The organism is Acidovorax sp. LjRoot129, assembly GCF_964253765.1.
Lineage (GTDB): Bacteria > Pseudomonadota > Gammaproteobacteria > Burkholderiales > Burkholderiaceae_C > Acidovorax.
Window position 1 is genome coordinate 321,841 of sequence record NZ_CAXUSE020000001.1, and the last position, 19,648, is coordinate 341,488.

The window sequence follows — 19,648 nt, forward strand, 5'->3', positions numbered from 1 at the left end:
CAGGTGGACCCTAGAACTTCACGTCTGACCTGCAGCCCAGTTAGCCTTGAGCCAACGCCTTCTCAATATCCCCCGCCAGCTTCTTCGGCGCATCTTGGGGCCCGTAGCGGCGGATGACCTTGCCATCCTTGGCGACGAGAAACTTGGTGAAGTTCCACTTGATGGCCTTGCTGCCCAGCAGGCCCGGCGCTTCGGCGCTGAGCCAGCGGTACAGGGGCGAGGCGCTGGCGCCGTTCACGTCGATCTTGGCCATCATCGGAAAGCTCACGCCGTAGTTGAGCTGGCAGAAGCTGGCAATCTCTTCGTTGCTGCCGGGGTCCTGGCTGCCGAACTGGTTGCAGGGAAAGCCCAGCACCACGAGGCCTTTGTCCGCGTACTGCTTGTGCAGCTCTTCCAGGCCGCCGAACTGGGGCGTGAAGCCGCAGGCGCTGGCGGTGTTCACGATGAGCAGCACTTTGCCCTGGTACTGCGATAGCGGCACGGTCTGGCCGTTCATCTGCTGGGCTTCAAAGTCGTAGATGGTGTCGGGCATGGGGCGGGCTCCTGAAGGCGAAGGGGTGGACGACGCCATCGTAGCCCCAACCGCCCGCGGTACGGCGAGCAAGCCAGCCAATGAGTCGTCAGTTAGTCAGGAGCCGTGGGTGCCGGTCGGCGAGGCCGCCGCGGCGCCCGGGCGGCGGAACTGCAGCGCGGCGAGCAGGGACGCCAGCAGGATGAGTGCGCCGCCGAGCACCGTGCGCGTGCTCAGCGTGGCAGCGCCCAGCAAGGCCGACGAGACGCTGGCGAACATCACCTCGGACAGCATCACCAGCGCCGTGGTGCCGGCCGCCAGGCGCGCGGCGCCGAACTGCAGTGCCCAGTTGCCCAGCATGAGCACGCCGGCCAGCAGCAGGCCGGTGATGACCCAGGTGCTGTTCACGGCCGGGAACGGATCGACCACGCCCACCTGCCGGCCCACCCACGCCACGGCCAGCGCCATCAGCATGCAGCCGCCGAACATCGAGAACATGCGCGCGGGCCCCGGCACGGCGTGCAGGCGGCGCAGCGTGACGTTGGTGAGTGCGAACATGAAGCCGCCCAGCAAGGCCAGGCCGTCGGCCAGCGACAGGTTCTGAAACAGGCGCGCGGCGGGTGCACCTTCGGGCAGCAGGACCAGCACAACTCCCGCAAAAGCCAGCGCCAGGCGCAGCAGCGCAGAGGGCGTGGGACGCTCGCCCAGCACCTTCCAGGCGAGCAGCACGGCCCAGGCGGGCATGAGATAGAACAGCAGGATCACGCGCACCACGTCGCCGATGGTGACTGCCCAGTTGAAGGCCACGTTGTTGAGGCCCGAGCTCAGTGCCAGCAGCCAAAGCTCGGGGTGGGCGCGCACCTGGGCCCAGATGCTCGGGCGCCAGGCCAGCAGCGCGAGCAGCACCACGGCATACATGAAGGCGGTCGCCCACAGCGGGTGCAGGCCCGCCTGGTGCATGTGCTGAAACGGCCACCACGCCAGCCCCCAGACGAAGGCGTTGAAGAGCAGGGCGGCGAAGGGGAGGCGGGAATGCATTTGAAGAGAAATTGGGTGCTAGCGCTTGCTCTATAAGCGCCAGTAGCTATCAATTATGTAGCGAATGCCGTGGGGTGGTGTCGCGGCTGCAACGACATAACTTTGCGAGCGTTGCGAACAACCTGGGGACCAAAGCCCGCTCTCTCCGCGCCCCGGCGACAACGTGTGTTGCGGCGGCGAGGGTGATACGGACGGGGCGGTCGCCCGATGCTGCATGCACAGTGCGGCCGTGAAGTCAGCGCCCGCGTCGGCCACCACGCGGCGGCATCCGGCCCCTTAGCGCACCACGTCAGTGGTGATGATCGTGGCGCGCTAGGTGCAGCAGGTGGTCCACCTCTTCGCGGTGCTTGATGCAGTTGCTCTGGTGCCAGCGCTGGATGAGCCACATCACCCCCGCCACCACCAGGCCGAAGGTGGTGATGGCGCCGAACACCGACAGGCCGAGCTTGAGCGACAGGCTGTAGAACGCGCCCAGCGCCAGAATGCACGCCTGCTCGTTGAAGTTCTGCACGGCGATCGAACGGCCGGCGCCCATCAGGTTGTGGCCCCGATGCTGCAGCAGCGCATTCATGGGCACCACCAGGTAGCCGCCCAGGCCACCCAGCAGGATGAGGAAGGGAATCGCCAGCCAGATGTTGCTGATGAACACCATCAGGATCAGGAGCAGGCCCATGGCGATGCCCAGCGGGATGACCTTGGTGGCCATGTCGAGGCGCATGCGCATCGACGCCACCACAGCCCCCACGGCGGTGCCGATGGCGACCACGCCGGTCAACGCCGACGCCTGCGTGGTGTTGTAGCCCAGCGCCACGGCGGCCCAGGCCAGCACGATGAACTTGAGGTTGCCACCGGCGCCCCAGAACAAGGTGGTGGTGGACAGCGAAATCTGGCCGAGCTTGTCGCGCCAGAGGCGGCCGTTGCAGGCCCAGAAGTCGGGCAGCAGGCTCAGCGCGTTCGACAAGATGCCGCGCGACGTGTCGCTGCGCAGGGGCCGCATCTCCACCCCGGTGTGCGGGATGCGGGTGTTGAACCAGGCCGCCAGCATGTACACCGCGATCAGTGCGGCGATGGCCGCTTCGGCGGGTGTGTCCACGCCTGTGTCGAACATCGGGACGTCGATGCCCAGCAGCATGCGCGACAGATGCTGGCCCACCAGCTGGCCGCCCAGCAGCACCCCGAGGATGATCGACGCAATGGTGAGCCCCTCGATCCAGCCGTTGGCCTTGACCAGCTGCGACGCGGGCAGCAGCTCGGTGAGGATGCCGTACTTGGCGGGCGAGTAGGCCGCGGCGCCGAGGCCGACCACGGCGTAGGCGATGAGCGGGTGCGAGCCGAACAGCATCATCAGGCAGCCCACGACCTTGATCGCATTGCTCACGAACATCACCTTGCCCTTGGGCAGGGCGTCGGCAAAAGCGCCCACGAAGGGCGCCAGCACCACATAGAACAACGCGAACATGGGCACCAGCGCGGCGCGCTGCCATTCAGGGGCGCCCCCTGCACGCAGGAGTTCGACGGCGGCCACGAAAAGTGCGTTGTCGGCCAGCGAGCTGAAAAACTGCGCCGACATGATGGTGTAGAAACCGCGCTTCATCGAATGGCTGGTGGCTGCATCAGTTGGACTGATGCCCTGTTAAATGTGGGGAACGCTGGCAAGTGACAGGCGGTTATATCACGCGGATAAACGGCCGCAGTGCCAGAATCCAGCGCGTATTCCCTGGTAAATCCCTCGCCCAATCAGGTCCTTTTCATGCCCCGTCCCATTACCGCCACCATCCACACCGCTGCCCTGCACCACAACCTTTCGCGCGTGCGCCAGGCGGTCCCCGATGCCAAGGTCTGGGCGGTGGTCAAGGCCAACGCCTACGGCCACGGCATCGAGCGGGTGTACGAAGGCCTGCGCGGCGCCGATGGTTTTGCGCTGCTCGACCTGGCCGAGGCCGAGCGCGTGCGGCAGTTGGGCTGGCGCGGACCCATCCTGCTGCTGGAAGGCGTGTTCGAGCCGCGCGACCTGGAGCTGTGTTCGCGCCTGGGCCTGTGGCACGCAGTGCACTGCGACGAGCAGATCGACATGCTGGCGGCGCACAAGACGCAGGTGCCGCACCGCGTGTTCCTCAAGATGAACTCGGGCATGAACCGCCTGGGCTTTGCACCCGAGCGCTACCGCACCGCGTGGGCGCGGCTGAACGCGCTGCCGCAGGTCGATGAGATCTCGTTCATGACGCACTTCAGCGATGCCGACGGGCCCCGCGGCATCGCACACCAGGTGGAGGTGTTCAACACCGCCGCCGAAGACCTGCCCGGCGAGCGCACCCTGTGCAACAGCGCCGCCACGCTGCGCCACGGCACCGACGCGCGGGTGCGCGGCGACTGGGTGCGCGCCGGCATCGTGCTGTATGGCAGCGCGCCGGACTTTCCGCTCAACGACATCAACCACTGGGCGGTGCAGCCTTCGATGACGCTCTCGACTCGCCTCATCGGTGTGCAGCACCTGAAGGCGGGCGACACCGTCGGCTACGGCTCGCGGTTTGTCGCCGACGCGCCGCTCACCATCGGCGTGGCGGCCTGCGGGTATGCCGACGGCTACCCGCGCCATTGCGACACGGGCACGCCGGTGCTGGTCAACGGTGTGCGCACGCGGCTGGTGGGGCGCGTGAGCATGGACATGGTGACGGTGGACCTCACGCCCCTGCTGCAGGCGGGCCTGGAGCCCGGGTTCGGCGCGGAGGTCACGCTCTGGGGCCGGGCGGCCAACGGCACGGTGCTGCCCATCGACGAAGTGGCCAGCGCCGGCGGTACGGTGAGCTGGGAGCTGATGTCCGCATTGGCGCAGCGCGTGCCGGTGACGGTAGACGGCTAGCGGATAGCGGCTAGGCGGCATCAACCGGCAGCTCAGCGCGCTGCGATCAATGGGGTCCGCGCCGGTATGAGCGACTCCAGGGGACGCGGCGCGACACGGCCCAACACCGACCACTCACCGCGCGGATTCGTCGACAACTTCACGCTGCGGGGCGCGCGTGGCCTGAAGCCCGTTAGCAAAGCAGCGGCAAACTGGTGTGAAATGGCCCCCGCTGCCTGAACGCCAGGCGGCGCACACCGTCACCACCACCATTGCAAAGCGTTCTTTCTTGTATGGCCACTTCCCCCGGCGACCGCAGCAGCAAGGCACAGACCAAAACCAAAGCCAAGACCTCCAGCTGGCGCTCCGTGCGCATGCCGCAGCACGGCGCCGTGGCGCGCACCCTGCAGCAGCGCTACAGCCTGCGCTGGCACGGGCTGCTGATAGGGAGCTTCACGCTGCTGCTGATGTGGTGCACCTCGCACGTGCAAATGCTGCTGGGCGTGGACTCGCTGGCGCTGCGCTACACCGTGACCCTGACGGTGGGCTACCTCGGGTACCTGCTGGTGCTGCGGGCCTGGGCCGCGCGGCTGGTGCAGCGTGATCGCCCGTCCGACGGCGGTGGGGACGGCATCGAGGTGCCGGATATCTCCTGGCCCAACGGCGGCTCATCGTCCGGTGGTGGCAACGTGCCGCTGCCGCGCACAGGGGGCGGCAATTTTGGCGGCGGGGGCGCGTCGGGGGACTACGGCGGCGGCTGGACCTCGGGGCTGTCCAACGCCAGCGGGGGCAGCAGTGGCGGCAGCGAAGCCAGCGCGCTCGGTGACCTGGCTAGCGGTGCGGCCGATGCGATTGGCAGCGCGGACGAAGGGGCCGTGGTGGTGGTCCCGGTGGTGGCCATCTTCCTGATAGGGGCCGCGCTCATCTTTGGCGCGGGCTCGCTGGCCATGTTGTTCTTTGGCTGGGATGTCCTACTGACCGTGGCGGTGGAGCTGGCCTTCTCGGTCGCCACGGCCCGCGCCGCCGTGGGGGTGGAGCGCGAAGGCTGGCTCGGCGCCGCCGTGCGGCTGACCTGGAAGCCGCTGCTGGGCGCGCTGCTGTGCGCGGTGTTGCTGGGCTGGACCCTGGACCACTTCCTGCCCGACGTGCGTTCGCTGCCCGAGGCGCTGCGGCTCATCCAAGGGCGCTGAGTTGACAAATGGGTTTTGCTACTGTTTTGGTAGCAATTGACCCAATACAGTCAAGCGCTAGGCCCCATTTTTACTCAAAATTTGGCTGCAAAACGCGCACAGGGAGCGACTCCCGCCGCCGCGTCAGCGCCGGGTGCCCGCCTCGCTTCCCGCGCAGGGGCACGCATCCAGCGCATCGACGCTGCTGCGCACCTGGGCCAGCAATGCCAGCAGCTGCGTCTGCGTGGCCCGGTCGCACCCCTGGAGCAGGCCGGCCGCCACGCCACGCCGCGCCTCGCGCAAGGCCTGGTGCAGGTCCAGGCCCCGGGCGCTCAGGCTCAGGCAGCGGCTGCGCTTGTCCTCGGCGTTGGGCGCGCTCTCCAGCCAGCCCTTGTCCTGCAGCATGGCCACCATGCGCGCCACCTGGGCCTTGTCAGCGCCGCTGTGGGCCACCAGCTCTTTCTGCGTGGTGCCGGGGTGGCGCCCCACAAACATCAGCGCCCGCACTTCGTTGAGCGTGAGTTCAGGATGCACCGTGGCCATGGTGCGCACCATGTGCGCCTTGTAGACATGCAGCAGATCGTGCATGGCGTCAAAGACATCGGAGGCCGCATGGGGGGCTGCGCGGGAGTTCATTGTGGTTATGTGGTTGACAAAATCAACCAATCAAAGGATGATTTGGTTGATCAAGTCAACATTTTAAGTCATGAACGCACCTCTGCCTACCGCCGCCTCCGCGCACCTCGTTGTCGAACGGGTCCGCCATCCCTTGCAAGCCCGCCACCTCCAGGTGGTGCGGCGCACCGATCTCAGCCCCGGCTTTGTGCGGCTGACGCTGGCCGGGCCCGAGCTGGCCGGCTTTGTGAGCGCTGGTTTCGACGACCACCTCAAGCTCATCCTGCCGCAGCCGGGCCAGGAGCGCCCCTCGCTGCCGTCGTTACAGGACGGCCGCCCGGTGTTCCCCGATCCGCGCCCCGTGCTGCGCGACTACACCCCCGCGCGGCACGACGCCGCCGCTGGCGAGCTCGACATCGAAGTCGCGATACACGAAGCCGGCCCCGCCACCGACTGGGCGGCCAGCGCCTTTGTCGGCCAGTGGGTCGGCATTGCCGGGCCGCGCGGCAGCCTGGTCATCCCGACCGGTTTTGATTGGCATTGGCTCATCGGCGATGAGTCGGCGCTGCCGGCCATCGCCCGCCGCCTCGCCGAACTGCCTGCCCACACCGCGGCCACCATACGCCTCCAGGTGCGCAACCCGGCCGACCGGCGGGCGCTGGCCAGTGCTGCACAGCTCGATGTAGCGTGGGTGGATTCGTTGCCCGCCGCGGTGGAAGCCCTGGCGCTGCCGCCCGGCGCCGGCTACATCTGGGCCGCAGGTGAACACGCTGACATGGCCGCGGTGCGCAAGGTGGTTCTCGCCAAGCCCGGGGTCGATGCCAAGCGCATGCGCATCGCGGCGTACTGGAAACGCGGTGTGGCGGACCACCATGAGGATCTGGCCAGCGCGTGAGGTCGTGGGTTTGACGTGAGCGTGCGGGGCCCCGGTGGGCAGCGCGGGAGCAGGGGCCCGCGAAGATCAAGCCGCCCGGTGATCAAGCCATGAGCGTTTGCGCCGCCGCGTACTGCACGGCCTCGGTCATGCGGTGCAGCGCCTGCACGTTCAAGCGCCAGTACTGCCAGTACAGCGCCACATCCACCGGCTTGTCCGGAATCAGCTCCACCAAGGTCGCGGACGCCAGGTCGGCGCGCACCATCGGGTCGGGCGTCATGCCCCAGCCCAGGCCCGCGCGTGTGGCCATCACAAACGCGTGTGCCTCGGGCAGCCAGTGCACGGGTGGCGTGAGGGCGCGCCGCGTAATGCGCCGCACAAAGCGCTCTTGCAGCGCGTCCTTGCGGTTGAACACCAGCATGGGCGCTTGCGCCAGCGAGGCCGCATTCACTCCGCTGGCAAAGTAGCGCTGCATGAACGCGGAGCTGGCCAGCGCGCGGTAGCGCAACGTGCCCAGCGGCAGCACCTGGCAGCCCTGCACGGGCTGCGGGTCGGCCGTCACGGCGGCCATCACGCGGCCTTCGCGCAGCAGGTTGGCCGAGTGGTCCTGGTCTTCAACATGGATGTCAAAGGTTAGCCCCGGGCCGTCGGCCGCATGCGCCAGCGCCATCGCGGCCGGGAACCAGGTGGCTAATGAGTCGGCGTTGACGCCGATCGCCAGGCGGGTGGAGCTGTGCTGTTGCCCGCCGCCGATGGCGTTCAGCGCGTCGGCCTCGCTCAGCGCGACTTCACGGGCGTGCCGGTACAGGGCCTGGCCGGCCTCGGTGGGCACACACGGCGTGGCGCGGCGCACCAGCACCTGGCCCACGCGCTCCTCCAGCAATTTGACCCGCTGCGACACGGCCGAGCGTGTGACATGCAGCACCGCTGCGGCGCGCTCGAAACTGCCTTCGTCGATGACGGCGGCAAACGCGCTGAGCTGGGCGGAGTCGAGAGCCATGGTGCTGCACAAAATTTTAGGTTAGCCATTCTGACGGATCGTTAAAAAGTATAGCTCGCGTGAACACGATGGCATGACCACAATCCGCCCCATGAGCACCACGGCCTTCGTCCACGGATTCACTTCCACCGCCCTTTTGATCATGGCCATCGGCGCGCAAAACGCCTTTGTGCTGCGCCAGGGGCTGCGGCGCGAGCATGTGCTGCCCGTGGTGCTGGTCTGCTCTTTGTCTGACGCAGTGCTGCTGCAGGCCGGCATCTGGGGCATGGGCGGCGTGCTCGCCGCGCGGCCTGAATGGGCGCAGTTCATGCGCTGGGCCGGGGCCGTATTTCTGGTGGCCTATGCGCTTCAAGCCGCTGCGCGGGCGTGCAAGCCCAGCCACCTGCTGGTGTCTGCCAACGGCGCGGGTGCCAGCCTGCGCACCACACTGCTCACCGTGTTGGCGCTAACCTGGCTGAACCCGCATGTGTACCTCGACACGGTGGTCCTGCTGGGCACCATGGCCAGCCCCTACCCCCTGTGGGGCCGCGCCACGTTTGCCGCGGGCGGCTCGCTCGCCAGCGCGCTGTGGTTCATCACCTTGGGGTTCGGCTCGCGCTGGCTGGCCCCGGTGTTTGCCTCCCCCGGCGCGTGGCGGGTGCTGGATGGGACGACGGCCGCCACCATGCTGGCGCTGGCCGGGGTCATGGCGTGGGGTTGATGCTGCTGCAGGCACGCCTAAGCTAAGAAGGATAAGTTCGTTAGCGAAACGTGCGCTTTGATCCATAGTGCGGGCATCGACTGATCTGGAGTGATTTCCCCCATGCGTTTCAAGACCCTTCTGCTGGCCGCGGCCATTGCCACTGCGTTGCCCCTGGCCGGCCAGGCCAAGACCTTCCGCTGGTCGCGCGCGGTCGATCTGTCGTCCTGGGACATCCATGCCCAGAACGTGGGTGTGAACAACACCTTGCACGCCGCCGTGTACGACACGCTGGTCGACTACAACAGCACCACCTTCAAGCCCGAACCGGCCCTGGCCACCGAGTGGAAGCGCGTGAGCCCCACGCAGCTGCGTCTTTCCTTGCGCAAGGGCGTCAAGTTCAGCGACGGCAGCGATTTCACGGCCGACGACGCGAAGTTCTCGCTCGAGCGCGCCAAGGCCAAGAGCTCGAACTACGCGGTGTATGCGCAGGGCATCGACCGCGTCGAGAAGGTGGACGCGCACACCATCGACATCTTCTCGGACCTGCCCAACCCGGTGCTGGTGAACCAGCTCACCGAGCTGCGCATATTGAGCAAGGCCTGGGCCGAAAAGAACAAGTCGGTGGAGCCCAAGGACATCAAGACCAAGGACGAAAACTTTGCCCACCGCAACGCGCTGGGCACCGGCCCCTTCGTGCTCAAGTCCTGGACGCCCGACCAGCGCGCCGTGCTGGAGGCCAACCCGCACTGGTGGGGCAAATCCAAGTTTCCGAGCAATGTGACCGAGATTGTCTACACGCCCATCAAGTCGGACGCCACACGCACGGCCGCGCTGCTGTCGGGCGAGATCGATTTCGTGATCGACCCCAGCCTGCAGGACCTGGCGCGCGTGCGCCAGACGCCCACGCTCAAGGTGCTTGAAGGCGCGGAGTACCGCACCATCTTCCTCGGCCTCGACCAGTACCGCGAGGAGCTGCCCGGCTCGGACGTGAAGGGCAAGAACCCGCTCAAGGATGTGCGCGTGCGCAAGGCGCTCTACCAGGCCATCGACATCAACGCCATCCAGCGGGTGGTGCTGCGCGGCCTGGCGCAACCCACGGGCACGCTGATCGCGCGGCAGGTAAACGGCTGGACGCCCAAGGCCGACGTGCGCTGGCCCTACGACGCCAAGGCCGCGCAAAAGCTGCTGGCCGATGCCGGCTACCCCAACGGCTTCGAGGTCGACTTTGCCTGCAGCGCCGGCCGCTACATCAACGATGAGCAGCTGTGCCAAGCCATCACTTCACATTGGGCCAAGGTCGGCGTCAAGGCCAAGCTGCGCTCGCTGCCGTTTGCCACCTATTTCCCGATGATCCAGCGCAACGAGGCCAGCATCTACCTGCTGGGCTGGGGCGTGCCGACGTTTGACGCGTTCTACTCGCTGCAGTCGCTGATCCGCTCGCCGGGCGCGGGCGGCGACGGCAACTTCAACCTGGGCCGTTTTTCGAACCCGCAGCAGGACGCGCTGATCGAGCGCATCCAGAAGGAAACTGACGCGGCCACCCGCAACGGCCTGATCGAGAAAGCCCTGGTGCAAGACCATGAACTGATCTCGCACATCCCCCTGTACAACCAGGTGATCCCCTGGGCCGCGACCCAGAAGGTGGATGTGCCGCACCGTGCGGACAACCGCATCGACTGGCGTTATCTGAAGGTGAATTGAGCGGTTGCACGCACCCATTGAAAAAAGCCCCGGCGCTGGCCCAGCACCGGGGCTTTTTTACTGAGCGGACACACGTCTCAGGCGAGGGCGCTTTGCACCGCAGGCCGTACCGCCACGCGCTCGAAATGCGCGGCGACCTTGGGGAAACGCGCGATGTCCACGCCATCGCTGGCCAGCCAGCCGGCGATGGTGAAGAGGTACCCATCCGCCACGGTGTACTGCCCGCCCAGGACCCAGGGGCCTTCCTCTGCGTTCACGAGGTAGTGCGTCTCGATGAGGTCAAAACAGTCGGTCATGTTCTGCGGCACCTTGCGCTGCATGGCGGCGATGGCCTCGGGCTCATCGGCCCAGCGGCTGGCGCGCGGGCGGTGCGCGTGGGCGATGTGCACCGTGGAGGCCAGGTAGCTGTTGAACTCCTGCATGCGCGCAAAACCGTGCGGGTCCGTGGGGGCCAGGCGCGCGTGGGGAAAGAGCTGCGCCACATAGGCCAGGAGCGCGGGCGTCTCTGTCAAGGTGCCGTGCTCGGTGGCCAGGGCCGGCACGCGGCCCTTGGGGTTGACGGCGAGGTACTCGGGCGTGCGCTGCTGGCCGGCAGCAAAGTCGACGCGCACCAGCTGGTGCTCGGCGCCTGCCTCGTGCAGGGCGATGCGGACAGCTTGCGCGCAGGTGCCGGGGGTGTAGTAGAGCGTGAGCGTGGTCATGGATGGTTTGCTATAAATATAGGAGCTATAAGCGCATAAGGATCAAGCGCTGGAGGCCAATTTGATTTGAAAATTGGTCAATAGAGGCCACGCGTGCGGGCCATCAGCCGCACCAGGCCCAGCAGCGCATCGGTGTGGGGCGTGGGCGTCTGGGTGATCTGGCCCAGCTCGCGCACGGCGCCCACCAGTGCGTCGATCTCCATGGGCTTGCCGGCTTCCACGTCCTGCAGCATCGACGTCTTGAAGGCCCCGAGTTTGCGGGTGACCACGTGGCGGTCTTCGGGCTGCTGGTCGATGGGCAGGCCCAGCTTCTCGCCGATGGCCTTGGCCTCGAGCATCACCGCCGAGACAAAACCGCGCACCAGGTCATCGTCGAGGATGCGGTCCGTGGTGGCGCCGGTCAGCGCGCTGATCGGGTTCATGGTCAGGTTGCCCCAGAGCTTGAACCAGATGTCCCGCTGGATGCGGTCCGACACCTCCACCTCGATCCCGCCGCGCTGCAGCGTTGCGGCCAGGCCCTGCAGGCGCGGGCTCTGGCTGCCGCCCGGCTCGCCCACGATGAGGCGGTTGCCGAAATGCTGGCGCACAAACCCCGGGGCCTCCAGTGAGCAGCTGGTGTGCACCACGCTGCCGATCACGTTGCGCCCGGGTATCGCGCCGGCGATCACGCCGCCTGCATCCACCGACTGCAATGCCTGGCCCTGCGCCGCGCCGCCAAAGCCGTCCAGAAACCACCACGGCACGCCGTTCATGGCGGTGAGCACGATGGTCTGCGGCCCGATCAGCGGCGCCATGGCCCGGGCCACATCGGGCAGGCCCGGCGCCTTGACGGCCACGACCACCAGGTCCTGCACGCCCAGCGCGGCCGGGTCTTCGTGCGCGATGACTGGGGTGTGCGCCACCGAGCCATCGGGGCGGCGCAGGCGCAGCCCCTCGGCCTGGAGGGCGGCCAGTGTCGTGCCCCGCGCCACCAGGCTCAGCTCGCAACCGGCTTGTGCCAGTGCCATGCCCAGCCATCCGCCAATGGCGCCAGCGCCGTAGATACATGCTTTCATCGTCAAGGCCTTCAAATCAAGAAAAAGAACGGGCAGAAAAAGGGAGTGCGTCAGTACCCGTGCGGACGGTCCACCGCGCTGCCCGGGGTGCGAAAGCGTGCCAGCAACTGCGCCGCGGCGCTGGCCAGCAGCAGGGTGTCCACACCCACCGCCACAAACAGCGCGCCGGCGGCCAGCCATTGGCGCGCCTGGGCTTCGTTGGTGGCGAGGATGCCCGGCGCCTTGCCGGCGTTGCGGATGCGGGCGATGCCATCGTGGATGGCGGCTTGCACGTCGGGGTGGCCGGGGTTGCCCCGGTGTCCCATGGATGCCGACAGGTCGGCCGGGCCGATGAACACGCCATCCACACCCGGTGTCGCGGCGATGGCGTCGAGGTTGTGCATCGCCTCCACCGTCTCGGCCTGCACCAGCAGGCAGACCTGCTGATTGGCCTCGTGCACGTAGTTGGGGTAAGCCTGCCAGCGCGATGAGCGGGCCAGGGCACTGCCCATGCCGCGCACACCTTCGGGCGCGTAGCGGGTGGCACGCACCAGGGCCTGGGCCTGCTCGGCCGTGTCCACCATGGGCACCAGCAGCGTCTGGGCGCCGATGTCCAGGTACTGTTTGATCAAGGCGGTGTCGCCCACTGGCACGCGGGCAATGGCGTGGGGCGGCGGAGTGCCCGGGGGCAGGGCGCTGGTGGCGCTGGCGATGGACTGAAGCTGGTGCAGGATGGAGCGCAGGTCGTTGGGCGCGTGCTCGCCATCGACCAGCAGCCAGTCGTAGCCCGTGCCCGCCAAGATCTCCGCGGTATAGCCGTCGGCCAGCGCCAGCCACAGGCCGATCTGGGCCCGGCCTTGCGCCATGGCCTCCTTGAAGTGATTGGTGGGGGTGTGCATGGCGTGCATTCTGCCGATTCCTCAGACCCGCTTGCCAGGTGCGCCGCTATAGTCTGCAGCCCGCCCGTCGCTTCCTTCACCATGGCCAAAGACAAAACCATTTTTACCTGCACCGAATGCGGCGGCACCAGCCCGCGCTGGCTGGGCAAGTGCCCCGCCTGCGGCGCCTGGAACACGCTCATCGAGCAGGTGGCCGACGCCGGGCCGGGCAAGAACCGCTACAGCGGCGCGCAATTTGCGGGCCTGAACCAGTCCCAGGCCGTGATGCCGCTGTCGGCCATCGAGGCCAGCGATGTGGATCGCACCCCCAGCGGCATCGACGAGCTCGACCGCGTGCTGGGCGGCGGCATTGTGGAAGGCGGCGTGGTGCTGATCGGTGGCGACCCGGGCATCGGCAAATCCACGCTGCTGCTGCAGGCGCTCGATGCGCTGCAGCGCGCCGGCCTGCCCACGCTGTACGTGACGGGCGAGGAAAGCGGCGCGCAGGTGGCGCTGCGCTCGCGCCGCCTCGGGCTGGACCACAGCCAGGTCAATGTGCTGGCCGAGATCCAGCTCGAAAAAATCCTCGCGACCATCGAATCCATGCAGCCCGCCGTGGCGGTGATCGACTCCATCCAGACCGTGTACTCCGACCAGCTCACCTCGGCCCCGGGCTCGGTGGCCCAGGTGCGCGAATGCGCGGCCCACCTCACGCGCTGCGCCAAGGCGTCGGGCGTTGCCATCGTGCTGGTGGGTCATGTGACCAAGGAAGGCGCGCTGGCCGGCCCGCGGGTGCTGGAGCATATGGTGGACACGGTGCTGTACTTCGAAGGCGACACGCACAGCCAGTTTCGCCTGGTGCGCGCCATCAAGAACCGCTTTGGTGCCGTCAATGAGATTGGCGTGTTCGCCATGACCGAAAAGGGCCTCAAGGGCGTGAGCAACCCCAGTGCCATCTTTTTAAGCCAGCACAGCGAGCCCGTGCCCGGCAGCTGCGTGATGGTGACGCTGGAGGGCACGCGGCCCATGCTGGTGGAGATCCAGGCACTGGTCGACAGCGCAGGCCCGAGCCCGCGGCGTCTGTCGGTGGGCCTGGACAAAGACCGCCTCGCCATGCTGCTGGCCGTGCTGCACCGACACGCGGGTGTGGCGTGCATGGACCAGGACGTGTTTGTGAACGCGGTGGGCGGCGTGCGCATCAGCGAACCCGCGGCGGATTTGGCGGTGATGCTGGCCATCACCTCTAGCCTGCGCGGCAAGGCCCTGCCGCAGGGATTCCTGGCGTTTGGCGAAGTGGGCCTGGCGGGTGAGGTGCGGCCCGCCCCGCGCGGCCAGGAGCGCCTGAAGGAAGCCGCCAAGCTCGGCTTCCGCATTGCGGTGGTGCCCAAGGCCAACGCGCCCAAGAAGCCCATCGAAGGCCTGACCATCCATGCGGTGGAGCGGGTGGAAGAGGCGATGAACGTGGTGCGCGAGATCGGCTAATCCATCTGGTTGGAAGGATTCGCTCGTTCGGCGTGGGATGGGCCCGGAAGCATCTCCTCGGGCCCGCATGGCACTCATAAGACAATACCGCCCATGAATTTGCGCAACATCCTGGTGCCGCTGGGCGCCGTCGGTCTTTTTGTTTTTGGTTTTGTGGCCTACGGCTGGGCCGGCGTGGCGGCTGTGGGGGGTGGCCTGATGATGTGGGCGCTGCTGCACTACACGCGGCTGGTGAACGTGATGAAGAAGGCCGCCAACCGGCCCATCGGCTATGTGGGCAGCGCGGTGATGCTGAACGCGCGGCTGAGCGAGGGGGTGAACCTCATGCACGTGGTGGCCATGACCCAGGCGCTGGGCGAGCAACTGTCGCCCCCGAACGAGGACCCCGAGGTCTACCGCTGGACCGACGGCACGCAGTCGCACGTGACCTGCGAGTTCCGCCGCGGCAAGCTCGTGAAGTGGACGCTGCTGCGGCCCGAGGCCGAGGCGCCGGATGCAGCCGCCGGCGGGCCGCCCGCCGCCCCGTAAAATCCCGCCTTTGCGACCCACAGCAACAAAAGGATGCCCATGAGCCCCGTAGTTCCCTCGATGGCCGACCGTGACGGCAAGATCTGGATGGACGGCCAGATGGTCGACTGGCGCGATGCCAAGATCCACGTGCTGACCCACACCCTGCACTACGGCTGCGGCGCCTTTGAAGGCGTTCGTGCCTACAACACCGCCGACGGCACGGCGATCTTCCGCCTGGAAGAGCACACCGAGCGCCTCTTCAACAGCGCCAAGATCCTGCGCATGAAGATCCCGTTCACCAAGGAAGAAGTGAACGAAGCCCAGAAGGCCGTGGTGCGCGAGAACAAGCTCGAATCCTGCTACCTGCGCCCGCTGACCTGGATCGGCTCGCAAAAGCTGGGCGTCTCGCCCAAGGGCAACCAGATCCACCTGATGGTGGCCGCCTGGGCCTGGGGCGCCTACCTGGGCGAAGAAGGTTTGAAGCGCGGCATCCGCGTGAAGACCAGCAGCTACACCCGCCACCACGTCAACATCACCATGACGCAGGCCAAGGCGGTGAGCAACTACACCAACTCGATCCTCGCCAACATGGAAGCGCTGGACGACGGCTACGACGAAGCCCTGCTGCTCGACAGCTCGGGGTTTGTGTCCGAAGGCGCGGGCGAAAACATCTTCGTGATCAAGAACGGCGTGATCTACACGCCCGACCTGTCGGCCGGCGCCCTGAACGGCATCACCCGCAACACGGTGTTCCATATCGCCAAGGACCTGGGCCTGGAGATCGTGCAAAAGCGCATCACGCGCGACGAGGTCTACATCTCCGACGAGGCCTTCTTCACCGGCACAGCGGCGGAAGTGACGCCGATTCGCGAGCTCGACCGCATTGAGCTTGGTAAAGAAGACTATGTGGGCTCGCGCGGCCCCATCACCGAAAAAATCCAGAGCGCGTTCTTTGACATCGTCAACGGCCGCAATCCCCAATACGCCCACTGGCTCTCGAAAGTCTGATCACCATGTCCCAAGCCGCCATCGAACTCCTGGCCAAGGACCTGAATCCGCAAGGCGGGGTCTTCTGCCCCAGCCCCAAGGCCGACATGAAAATCTGGAACACCCACCCCAAGGTGTACCTGGACGTGGCCCGCACCGGCGAGGCCAAGTGCCCGTACTGTGGAACCGTCTACCGCCTGAAAGCTGGTGAGCAGGCCCACGCTGGTCATTGAAAAAATGAGGTTCCCCTTGAGTCGCCTTCGGCGCCTTCCCCCTCGGGGGACGACGCCCTCGCTGCGGGGCGGCCCTTGGCTTGCCGTCCCGCGCGTGGGCCGCGCCAGTTTCGGCTTCTGGTGTGCTGTGCGCAGCACCATGGAAAACTGATTGATGCCGGGTGTGGAAGGCGGCACGCAGCCGCCCACGTTGACCGTGGCGGTGCTGTCCCATAACGAGGCGCACCGCATCGAAGCCTGCCTGCGCAGTGCGGCGTTTGCGGACCAGTTGCTGGTGGTGGACAGCGGAAGCACGGACAACACCGTCGCTCTGGCACAGGCCCTGGGGGCAGAAGTTCATAGCCATCCCGACTGGCAGGGTTTCGCCGTGCAGCGCAACCGGCTGCTGGCCCACGCGCGCGGCGACTACATCTTCTTTCTGGATGCGGACGAAGTGATGACGCCGGCCTTTGCCCAGGAGCTGCAGGCCATCGTTCGCTCGGGCGAGCGCGCCGTGTGGAAGATCCGCTGGCGCATGGTCGCCTTCGGGCACGAACTCAAGTACTTTCGCTCGCAGTCGCAGATCGAGCGGCTGTTTGTGCGCAGCATGGTGAGGGAGTACACCGGTGTGGTGCATGAGGAGGCGCAGCTGCATGCGCTGCCCGGCGGTGCCGAGGTGCCGCGCCGCCTGATCCGTGCGCGCCTGCTGCATTACTCGCGCACGACGGTGCGCGGCAGCCTGGAAAAACTCACGCAGTACGTGATGCTGGGCGCGGCCAAGCGGGCCGAGGACGGCAAACGCGGCGGCGTGCTGCGCGGCCTGGCCTCCGGCGCATCGATGTTCTTGCGCCTTTATGTGTTTCGCCTGGGGTTCCTGTGCGGTGGCGCCGGGTTTCTGTATTGCCTTTTTGTGGCGCTGGAAGGGTTCTTTCGTTATGCAGCGTTGCACTATGACCAGGGCAGCCTTACGGGCCGCGTGATTCGGGGATGAAGGCTTCTTACCGCTGGTTCGGGCGCTGCGCAAGCGTCGGCGCGTTCATGGTCCCGGGGCTGGCCCTGTGGCTGCCCTCGGGCTATTCGTATGGCGCGGCGCTGCTGCTGCTGGCGGCGCTTGCCAGCGCGCCCGTGTGGTGGCGGCGGCCCGCGCCGCGCGCGGCCTGGTGGCTCACGGCGGCCGTCTCGTGCATGGCCGCGTTGTGGCTGCTTGACGTGGGCGCCACCTGGGGCTGGGGCAGCATGGACCGCCCCGTCAAATACCTGCTGGCACTGCCCTGCATTTTCTACCTGATGACCTTCGAGCCGCGCGCATCGTGGCTGTGGATGGGGGTGGCGGTGGGGGCCGTGGGCAGTGGTTTGGTCGGTATGTTCCAGGTTGGCGTGCAGGCGCTGCCGCGTGCCACGGGTTTTACTAACGCCATCCAGTACGGCAACCTGAGCATGCTGCTGGCGGTGATGAGCGGTCTGCTGCTGGTCGTGCAGTACCGGCGCTGGGTGCTGTGGCAGCGCTTGCTGCTGGCCGCGGCCATCGTGTTGGGTGCGACGGGGTCGGTGCTGTCGCAGTCGCGCGGCGGCTGGCTGGCGCTGGTGCTGTTGCTGCCGGCGTGCGCGTGGTTGCTGGTGCGCACCACCGGGCAACGGCGCGTGTACTGGGGCCTGTGCGCCCTGGCGCTGGTCGCAGTGGGCCTGTGGCACGTACCGGCTGTGGAGCAACGGGTGGATGAAGCGCGGCTTGAGGTGCAGACCTACCAGCAGCACGGCGACGGCCGCAGCTCGGTCGGCCAGCGGCTGGCCCACTGGAAACTAGCCTGGCAGATGGGCTGGGACCGGCCGCTGACCGGCTGGGGCCGCGCGGGCTACGAGGCCGAAAAGGCGCGCCGCGTGGCCGCCGGGCTGGCGCACCCCGTAGTGCTCGAGTTTGGCCATGCCCACAACGAGGCGCTGGATCTGTTTGCCAAGCGGGGCCTGCCCGGCGTGCTGCTGCTGCTGGCGTTCTACGTCATTCCGCTGGTGATGTTCTGGCCGACGGCCCGCCGCATCCGTGACGGTGCCGGCAAGATGGACCGCGAATCCCTGTCGCTGTGCCTCATGGGCGTGCTGTTGCCGCTGTCGTACATCGGCTTCGGGCTCACGCAGGTGTTTTTGGCGCACAACAGCGGCAATATGTTCTATCTGTTCATGTGTCCGTTGCTGCTGGCGGCCTTGCACGAGCGGCGCGCGCGCATCGGCTGCGGCCGGCCTTTTTGATGGGACACCCCCCTGAGCGGCTTCGCCGCTTCCCCCCGCTCTCGCATTGCTGCGCAATGCGGGCAGGGGGACGCAGCCCTCGCTGCGGGGCGGCCCTTGCTTGGCTGCCCTGGCTCAGGCCCCGCCAGTCTCGGCGGCTGCGGGCGGCGCTTGGCGCCACGAAACAATGCGATGCGAGGCCTACCTGAATGCACATCCTGCTGGTCAACAACTCCCCCATCCCGGTCTATGGCTACGGTGGCACCGAGCGCGTGATCTGGGACCTGGGCAAGACACTCGTGCAGCAGGGCCACCGCGTGAGCTATCTCGTGCCGGAGGGCTCGACCTGTGACTTCGGCCAGGTGCTGCCCATCCGCCCCGACGAGCCGTGGGAAGGGCAGATCCCGGCCGATGTGGACATCACGCATTTCCAGTTCAACCCCCGCACCGAGCTGGCCAAGCCCTACCTGGTGACGGAGCACGGCAACGCGCGCAAGCCCAAGCCGCTGCCGCTCAACACCGTGTTCCTTTCGCGCGACCACGCTGCGCGTTATGGCTCGACCGAGTTCGTCTACAACGGGCTCGACTGGAGCGGCTACGGCCCCGTCAACTTTGACGTGCCACGCCCGCGCTACCACTTTCTGGGCAAGGCGGCGTGGGGCGTGAAGAACGTGCGCGGCGCGATCAAGGTGGCCAAGCTTGCGGGCGTTGAGCTCGACGTGCTGGGCGGCAACCGCATCAACTTCAAGCGCGGCTTTCGCTGGACGCTGTCGCGCAAGATCCACTTTCACGGCATGGTGGGCGGCACGCAGAAGACCGGGCTGCTTAACGCGTCGCGCGGGCTGATTTTTCCGGTGCGCTGGCACGAGCCGTTTGGGCTGGCGGTGATCGAAAGCCTGTACTTCGGCTGCCCGGTGTTCTCCACGCCGTACGGCGCCTTGCCCGAGCTGGTGCCGCTGCACTGCGGCGTGCTGTCGGCCGAGGCCGGCGTGCTGGCCGAGGCCGTGCGCAACAACCGTTTTGATGCGCGCGCGTGCCACCAGCATGTGGTCGACCACTTCGGCGCCGAGCGCATGGCGCGCAACTATTTGCGGATGTACGAGCGTGTGCTCGCGGGTGAGAAGATCAATGCCCAGCCCCCGGTCATCCTGGGACCGGCGCGCGAACTGCCCTGGAAGAACTGAAACCCCCC

20 protein-coding genes are annotated in these 19,648 nt (G+C 67.2%); 12 read left to right on the top strand and 8 right to left on the bottom strand.

Going from position 1 to position 19,648, the window contains the following annotated elements; genetic code table 11:
- Positions 1-40: 40 nt before the first annotated feature.
- The 3 genes from ACSQ3Q_RS01505 to lplT form a co-directional block, all read right to left on the bottom strand.
- A complete protein-coding gene (locus ACSQ3Q_RS01505; RefSeq protein WP_436132675.1) occupies positions 41-532 on the bottom strand; it encodes a glutathione peroxidase in 492 nt (163 codons plus the stop codon).
- 96 nt (positions 533-628) lie between these two features.
- Entirely contained in the window at positions 629-1,549 is a 921-nt protein-coding gene (locus tag ACSQ3Q_RS01510) for a DMT family transporter (protein ID WP_436132676.1), read from the bottom strand.
- A gap of 289 nt (positions 1,550-1,838) precedes the next feature.
- Positions 1,839-3,143 carry a lysophospholipid transporter LplT gene (gene lplT, locus ACSQ3Q_RS01515; protein ID WP_436132677.1) on the bottom strand — a complete coding sequence of 435 codons (1,305 nt, stop codon included), beginning with the start codon at positions 3,141-3,143 and terminating at the stop codon, positions 1,839-1,841.
- Positions 3,144-3,299: 156 nt separating this feature from the next.
- On the opposite strand from lplT, the gene alr reads away from it, so the two are divergent.
- Complete coding sequence (gene alr, locus ACSQ3Q_RS01520; protein WP_436132678.1) at positions 3,300-4,409, top strand: alanine racemase; 1,110 nt, start codon at positions 3,300-3,302, stop codon at positions 4,407-4,409.
- Between the two features lie 272 nt (positions 4,410-4,681).
- The gene (locus ACSQ3Q_RS01525) at positions 4,682-5,578 is read left to right on the top strand and encodes a hypothetical protein (protein ID WP_436132679.1); all 897 of its coding nucleotides are present in this window, start codon (positions 4,682-4,684) and stop codon (positions 5,576-5,578) included.
- A gap of 123 nt (positions 5,579-5,701) precedes the next feature.
- Here the strand turns inward: ACSQ3Q_RS01525 and ACSQ3Q_RS01530 are convergent, their stop codons facing one another.
- Complete coding sequence (locus tag ACSQ3Q_RS01530) at positions 5,702-6,193, bottom strand: MarR family winged helix-turn-helix transcriptional regulator (protein ID WP_436132680.1); 492 nt, start codon at positions 6,191-6,193, stop codon at positions 5,702-5,704.
- Positions 6,194-6,263: 70 nt separating this feature from the next.
- On the opposite strand from ACSQ3Q_RS01530, the gene ACSQ3Q_RS01535 reads away from it, so the two are divergent.
- The gene (locus tag ACSQ3Q_RS01535) at positions 6,264-7,067 is read left to right on the top strand and encodes a siderophore-interacting protein (RefSeq protein ID WP_436132681.1); all 804 of its coding nucleotides are present in this window, start codon (positions 6,264-6,266) and stop codon (positions 7,065-7,067) included.
- Positions 7,068-7,149: 82 nt separating this feature from the next.
- Here ACSQ3Q_RS01535 and ACSQ3Q_RS01540 read toward each other — a convergent pair whose 3' ends face one another.
- Positions 7,150-8,046: a LysR family transcriptional regulator ArgP gene (locus ACSQ3Q_RS01540; RefSeq protein WP_436132682.1), complete on the bottom strand. Its 897-nt coding sequence runs from the start codon at positions 8,044-8,046 to the stop codon at positions 7,150-7,152.
- A gap of 91 nt (positions 8,047-8,137) precedes the next feature.
- On the opposite strand from ACSQ3Q_RS01540, the gene ACSQ3Q_RS01545 reads away from it, so the two are divergent.
- A complete protein-coding gene (locus ACSQ3Q_RS01545; RefSeq protein WP_436132683.1) occupies positions 8,138-8,746 on the top strand; it encodes a LysE/ArgO family amino acid transporter in 609 nt (202 codons plus the stop codon).
- Positions 8,747-8,848: 102 nt separating this feature from the next.
- Complete coding sequence (locus ACSQ3Q_RS01550; RefSeq protein ID WP_436132684.1) at positions 8,849-10,429, top strand: ABC transporter substrate-binding protein; 1,581 nt, start codon at positions 8,849-8,851, stop codon at positions 10,427-10,429.
- Positions 10,430-10,506: 77 nt separating this feature from the next.
- Here ACSQ3Q_RS01550 and ACSQ3Q_RS01555 read toward each other — a convergent pair whose 3' ends face one another.
- The 3 genes from ACSQ3Q_RS01555 to hpaI form a co-directional block, all read right to left on the bottom strand.
- Positions 10,507-11,130, bottom strand: coding sequence for a glutathione S-transferase family protein (locus ACSQ3Q_RS01555; RefSeq protein WP_436132685.1), 624 nt, complete (start codon positions 11,128-11,130; stop codon positions 10,507-10,509).
- 77 nt (positions 11,131-11,207) lie between these two features.
- Entirely contained in the window at positions 11,208-12,185 is a 978-nt protein-coding gene (locus ACSQ3Q_RS01560; RefSeq protein WP_436132686.1) for a 2-dehydropantoate 2-reductase, read from the bottom strand.
- Positions 12,186-12,235: 50 nt separating this feature from the next.
- A complete protein-coding gene (gene hpaI / locus ACSQ3Q_RS01565) occupies positions 12,236-13,063 on the bottom strand; it encodes a 4-hydroxy-2-oxoheptanedioate aldolase (RefSeq protein ID WP_436132687.1) in 828 nt (275 codons plus the stop codon).
- 81 nt (positions 13,064-13,144) lie between these two features.
- Between hpaI and radA the strand changes: the two genes are divergently transcribed.
- The 7 genes from radA to ACSQ3Q_RS01600 all read left to right on the top strand — a co-directional run bounded on the left by radA (position 13,145) and on the right by ACSQ3Q_RS01600 (position 19,640).
- On the top strand, positions 13,145-14,524 hold the full coding sequence (radA, locus tag ACSQ3Q_RS01570) for a DNA repair protein RadA (RefSeq protein ID WP_436132688.1): 1,380 nt from the start codon (positions 13,145-13,147) through the stop codon (positions 14,522-14,524).
- 93 nt (positions 14,525-14,617) lie between these two features.
- On the top strand, positions 14,618-15,052 hold the full coding sequence (locus tag ACSQ3Q_RS01575) for a glycerate kinase (protein WP_436132689.1): 435 nt from the start codon (positions 14,618-14,620) through the stop codon (positions 15,050-15,052).
- Between the two features lie 39 nt (positions 15,053-15,091).
- Positions 15,092-16,042, top strand: coding sequence for a branched-chain amino acid transaminase (locus ACSQ3Q_RS01580; protein ID WP_436132690.1), 951 nt, complete (start codon positions 15,092-15,094; stop codon positions 16,040-16,042).
- A 5-nt stretch (positions 16,043-16,047) separates the two neighbouring features.
- Positions 16,048-16,254, top strand: coding sequence for a zinc-finger domain-containing protein (locus ACSQ3Q_RS01585; RefSeq protein ID WP_436132691.1), 207 nt, complete (start codon positions 16,048-16,050; stop codon positions 16,252-16,254).
- Between the two features lie 154 nt (positions 16,255-16,408).
- Positions 16,409-17,224: a glycosyltransferase family 2 protein gene (locus tag ACSQ3Q_RS01590; protein WP_436132692.1), complete on the top strand. Its 816-nt coding sequence runs from the start codon at positions 16,409-16,411 to the stop codon at positions 17,222-17,224.
- Positions 17,221-18,477, top strand: a complete 1,257-nt coding sequence (locus ACSQ3Q_RS01595; RefSeq protein WP_436132693.1) for an O-antigen ligase family protein — start codon at positions 17,221-17,223, stop codon at positions 18,475-18,477. The genes ACSQ3Q_RS01590 and ACSQ3Q_RS01595 overlap by 4 nt, the downstream gene beginning before the upstream one ends.
- 188 nt (positions 18,478-18,665) lie before the next feature.
- Entirely contained in the window at positions 18,666-19,640 is a 975-nt protein-coding gene (locus tag ACSQ3Q_RS01600; protein ID WP_436132694.1) for a glycosyltransferase, read from the top strand.
- Positions 19,641-19,648 lie beyond the last annotated feature (8 nt).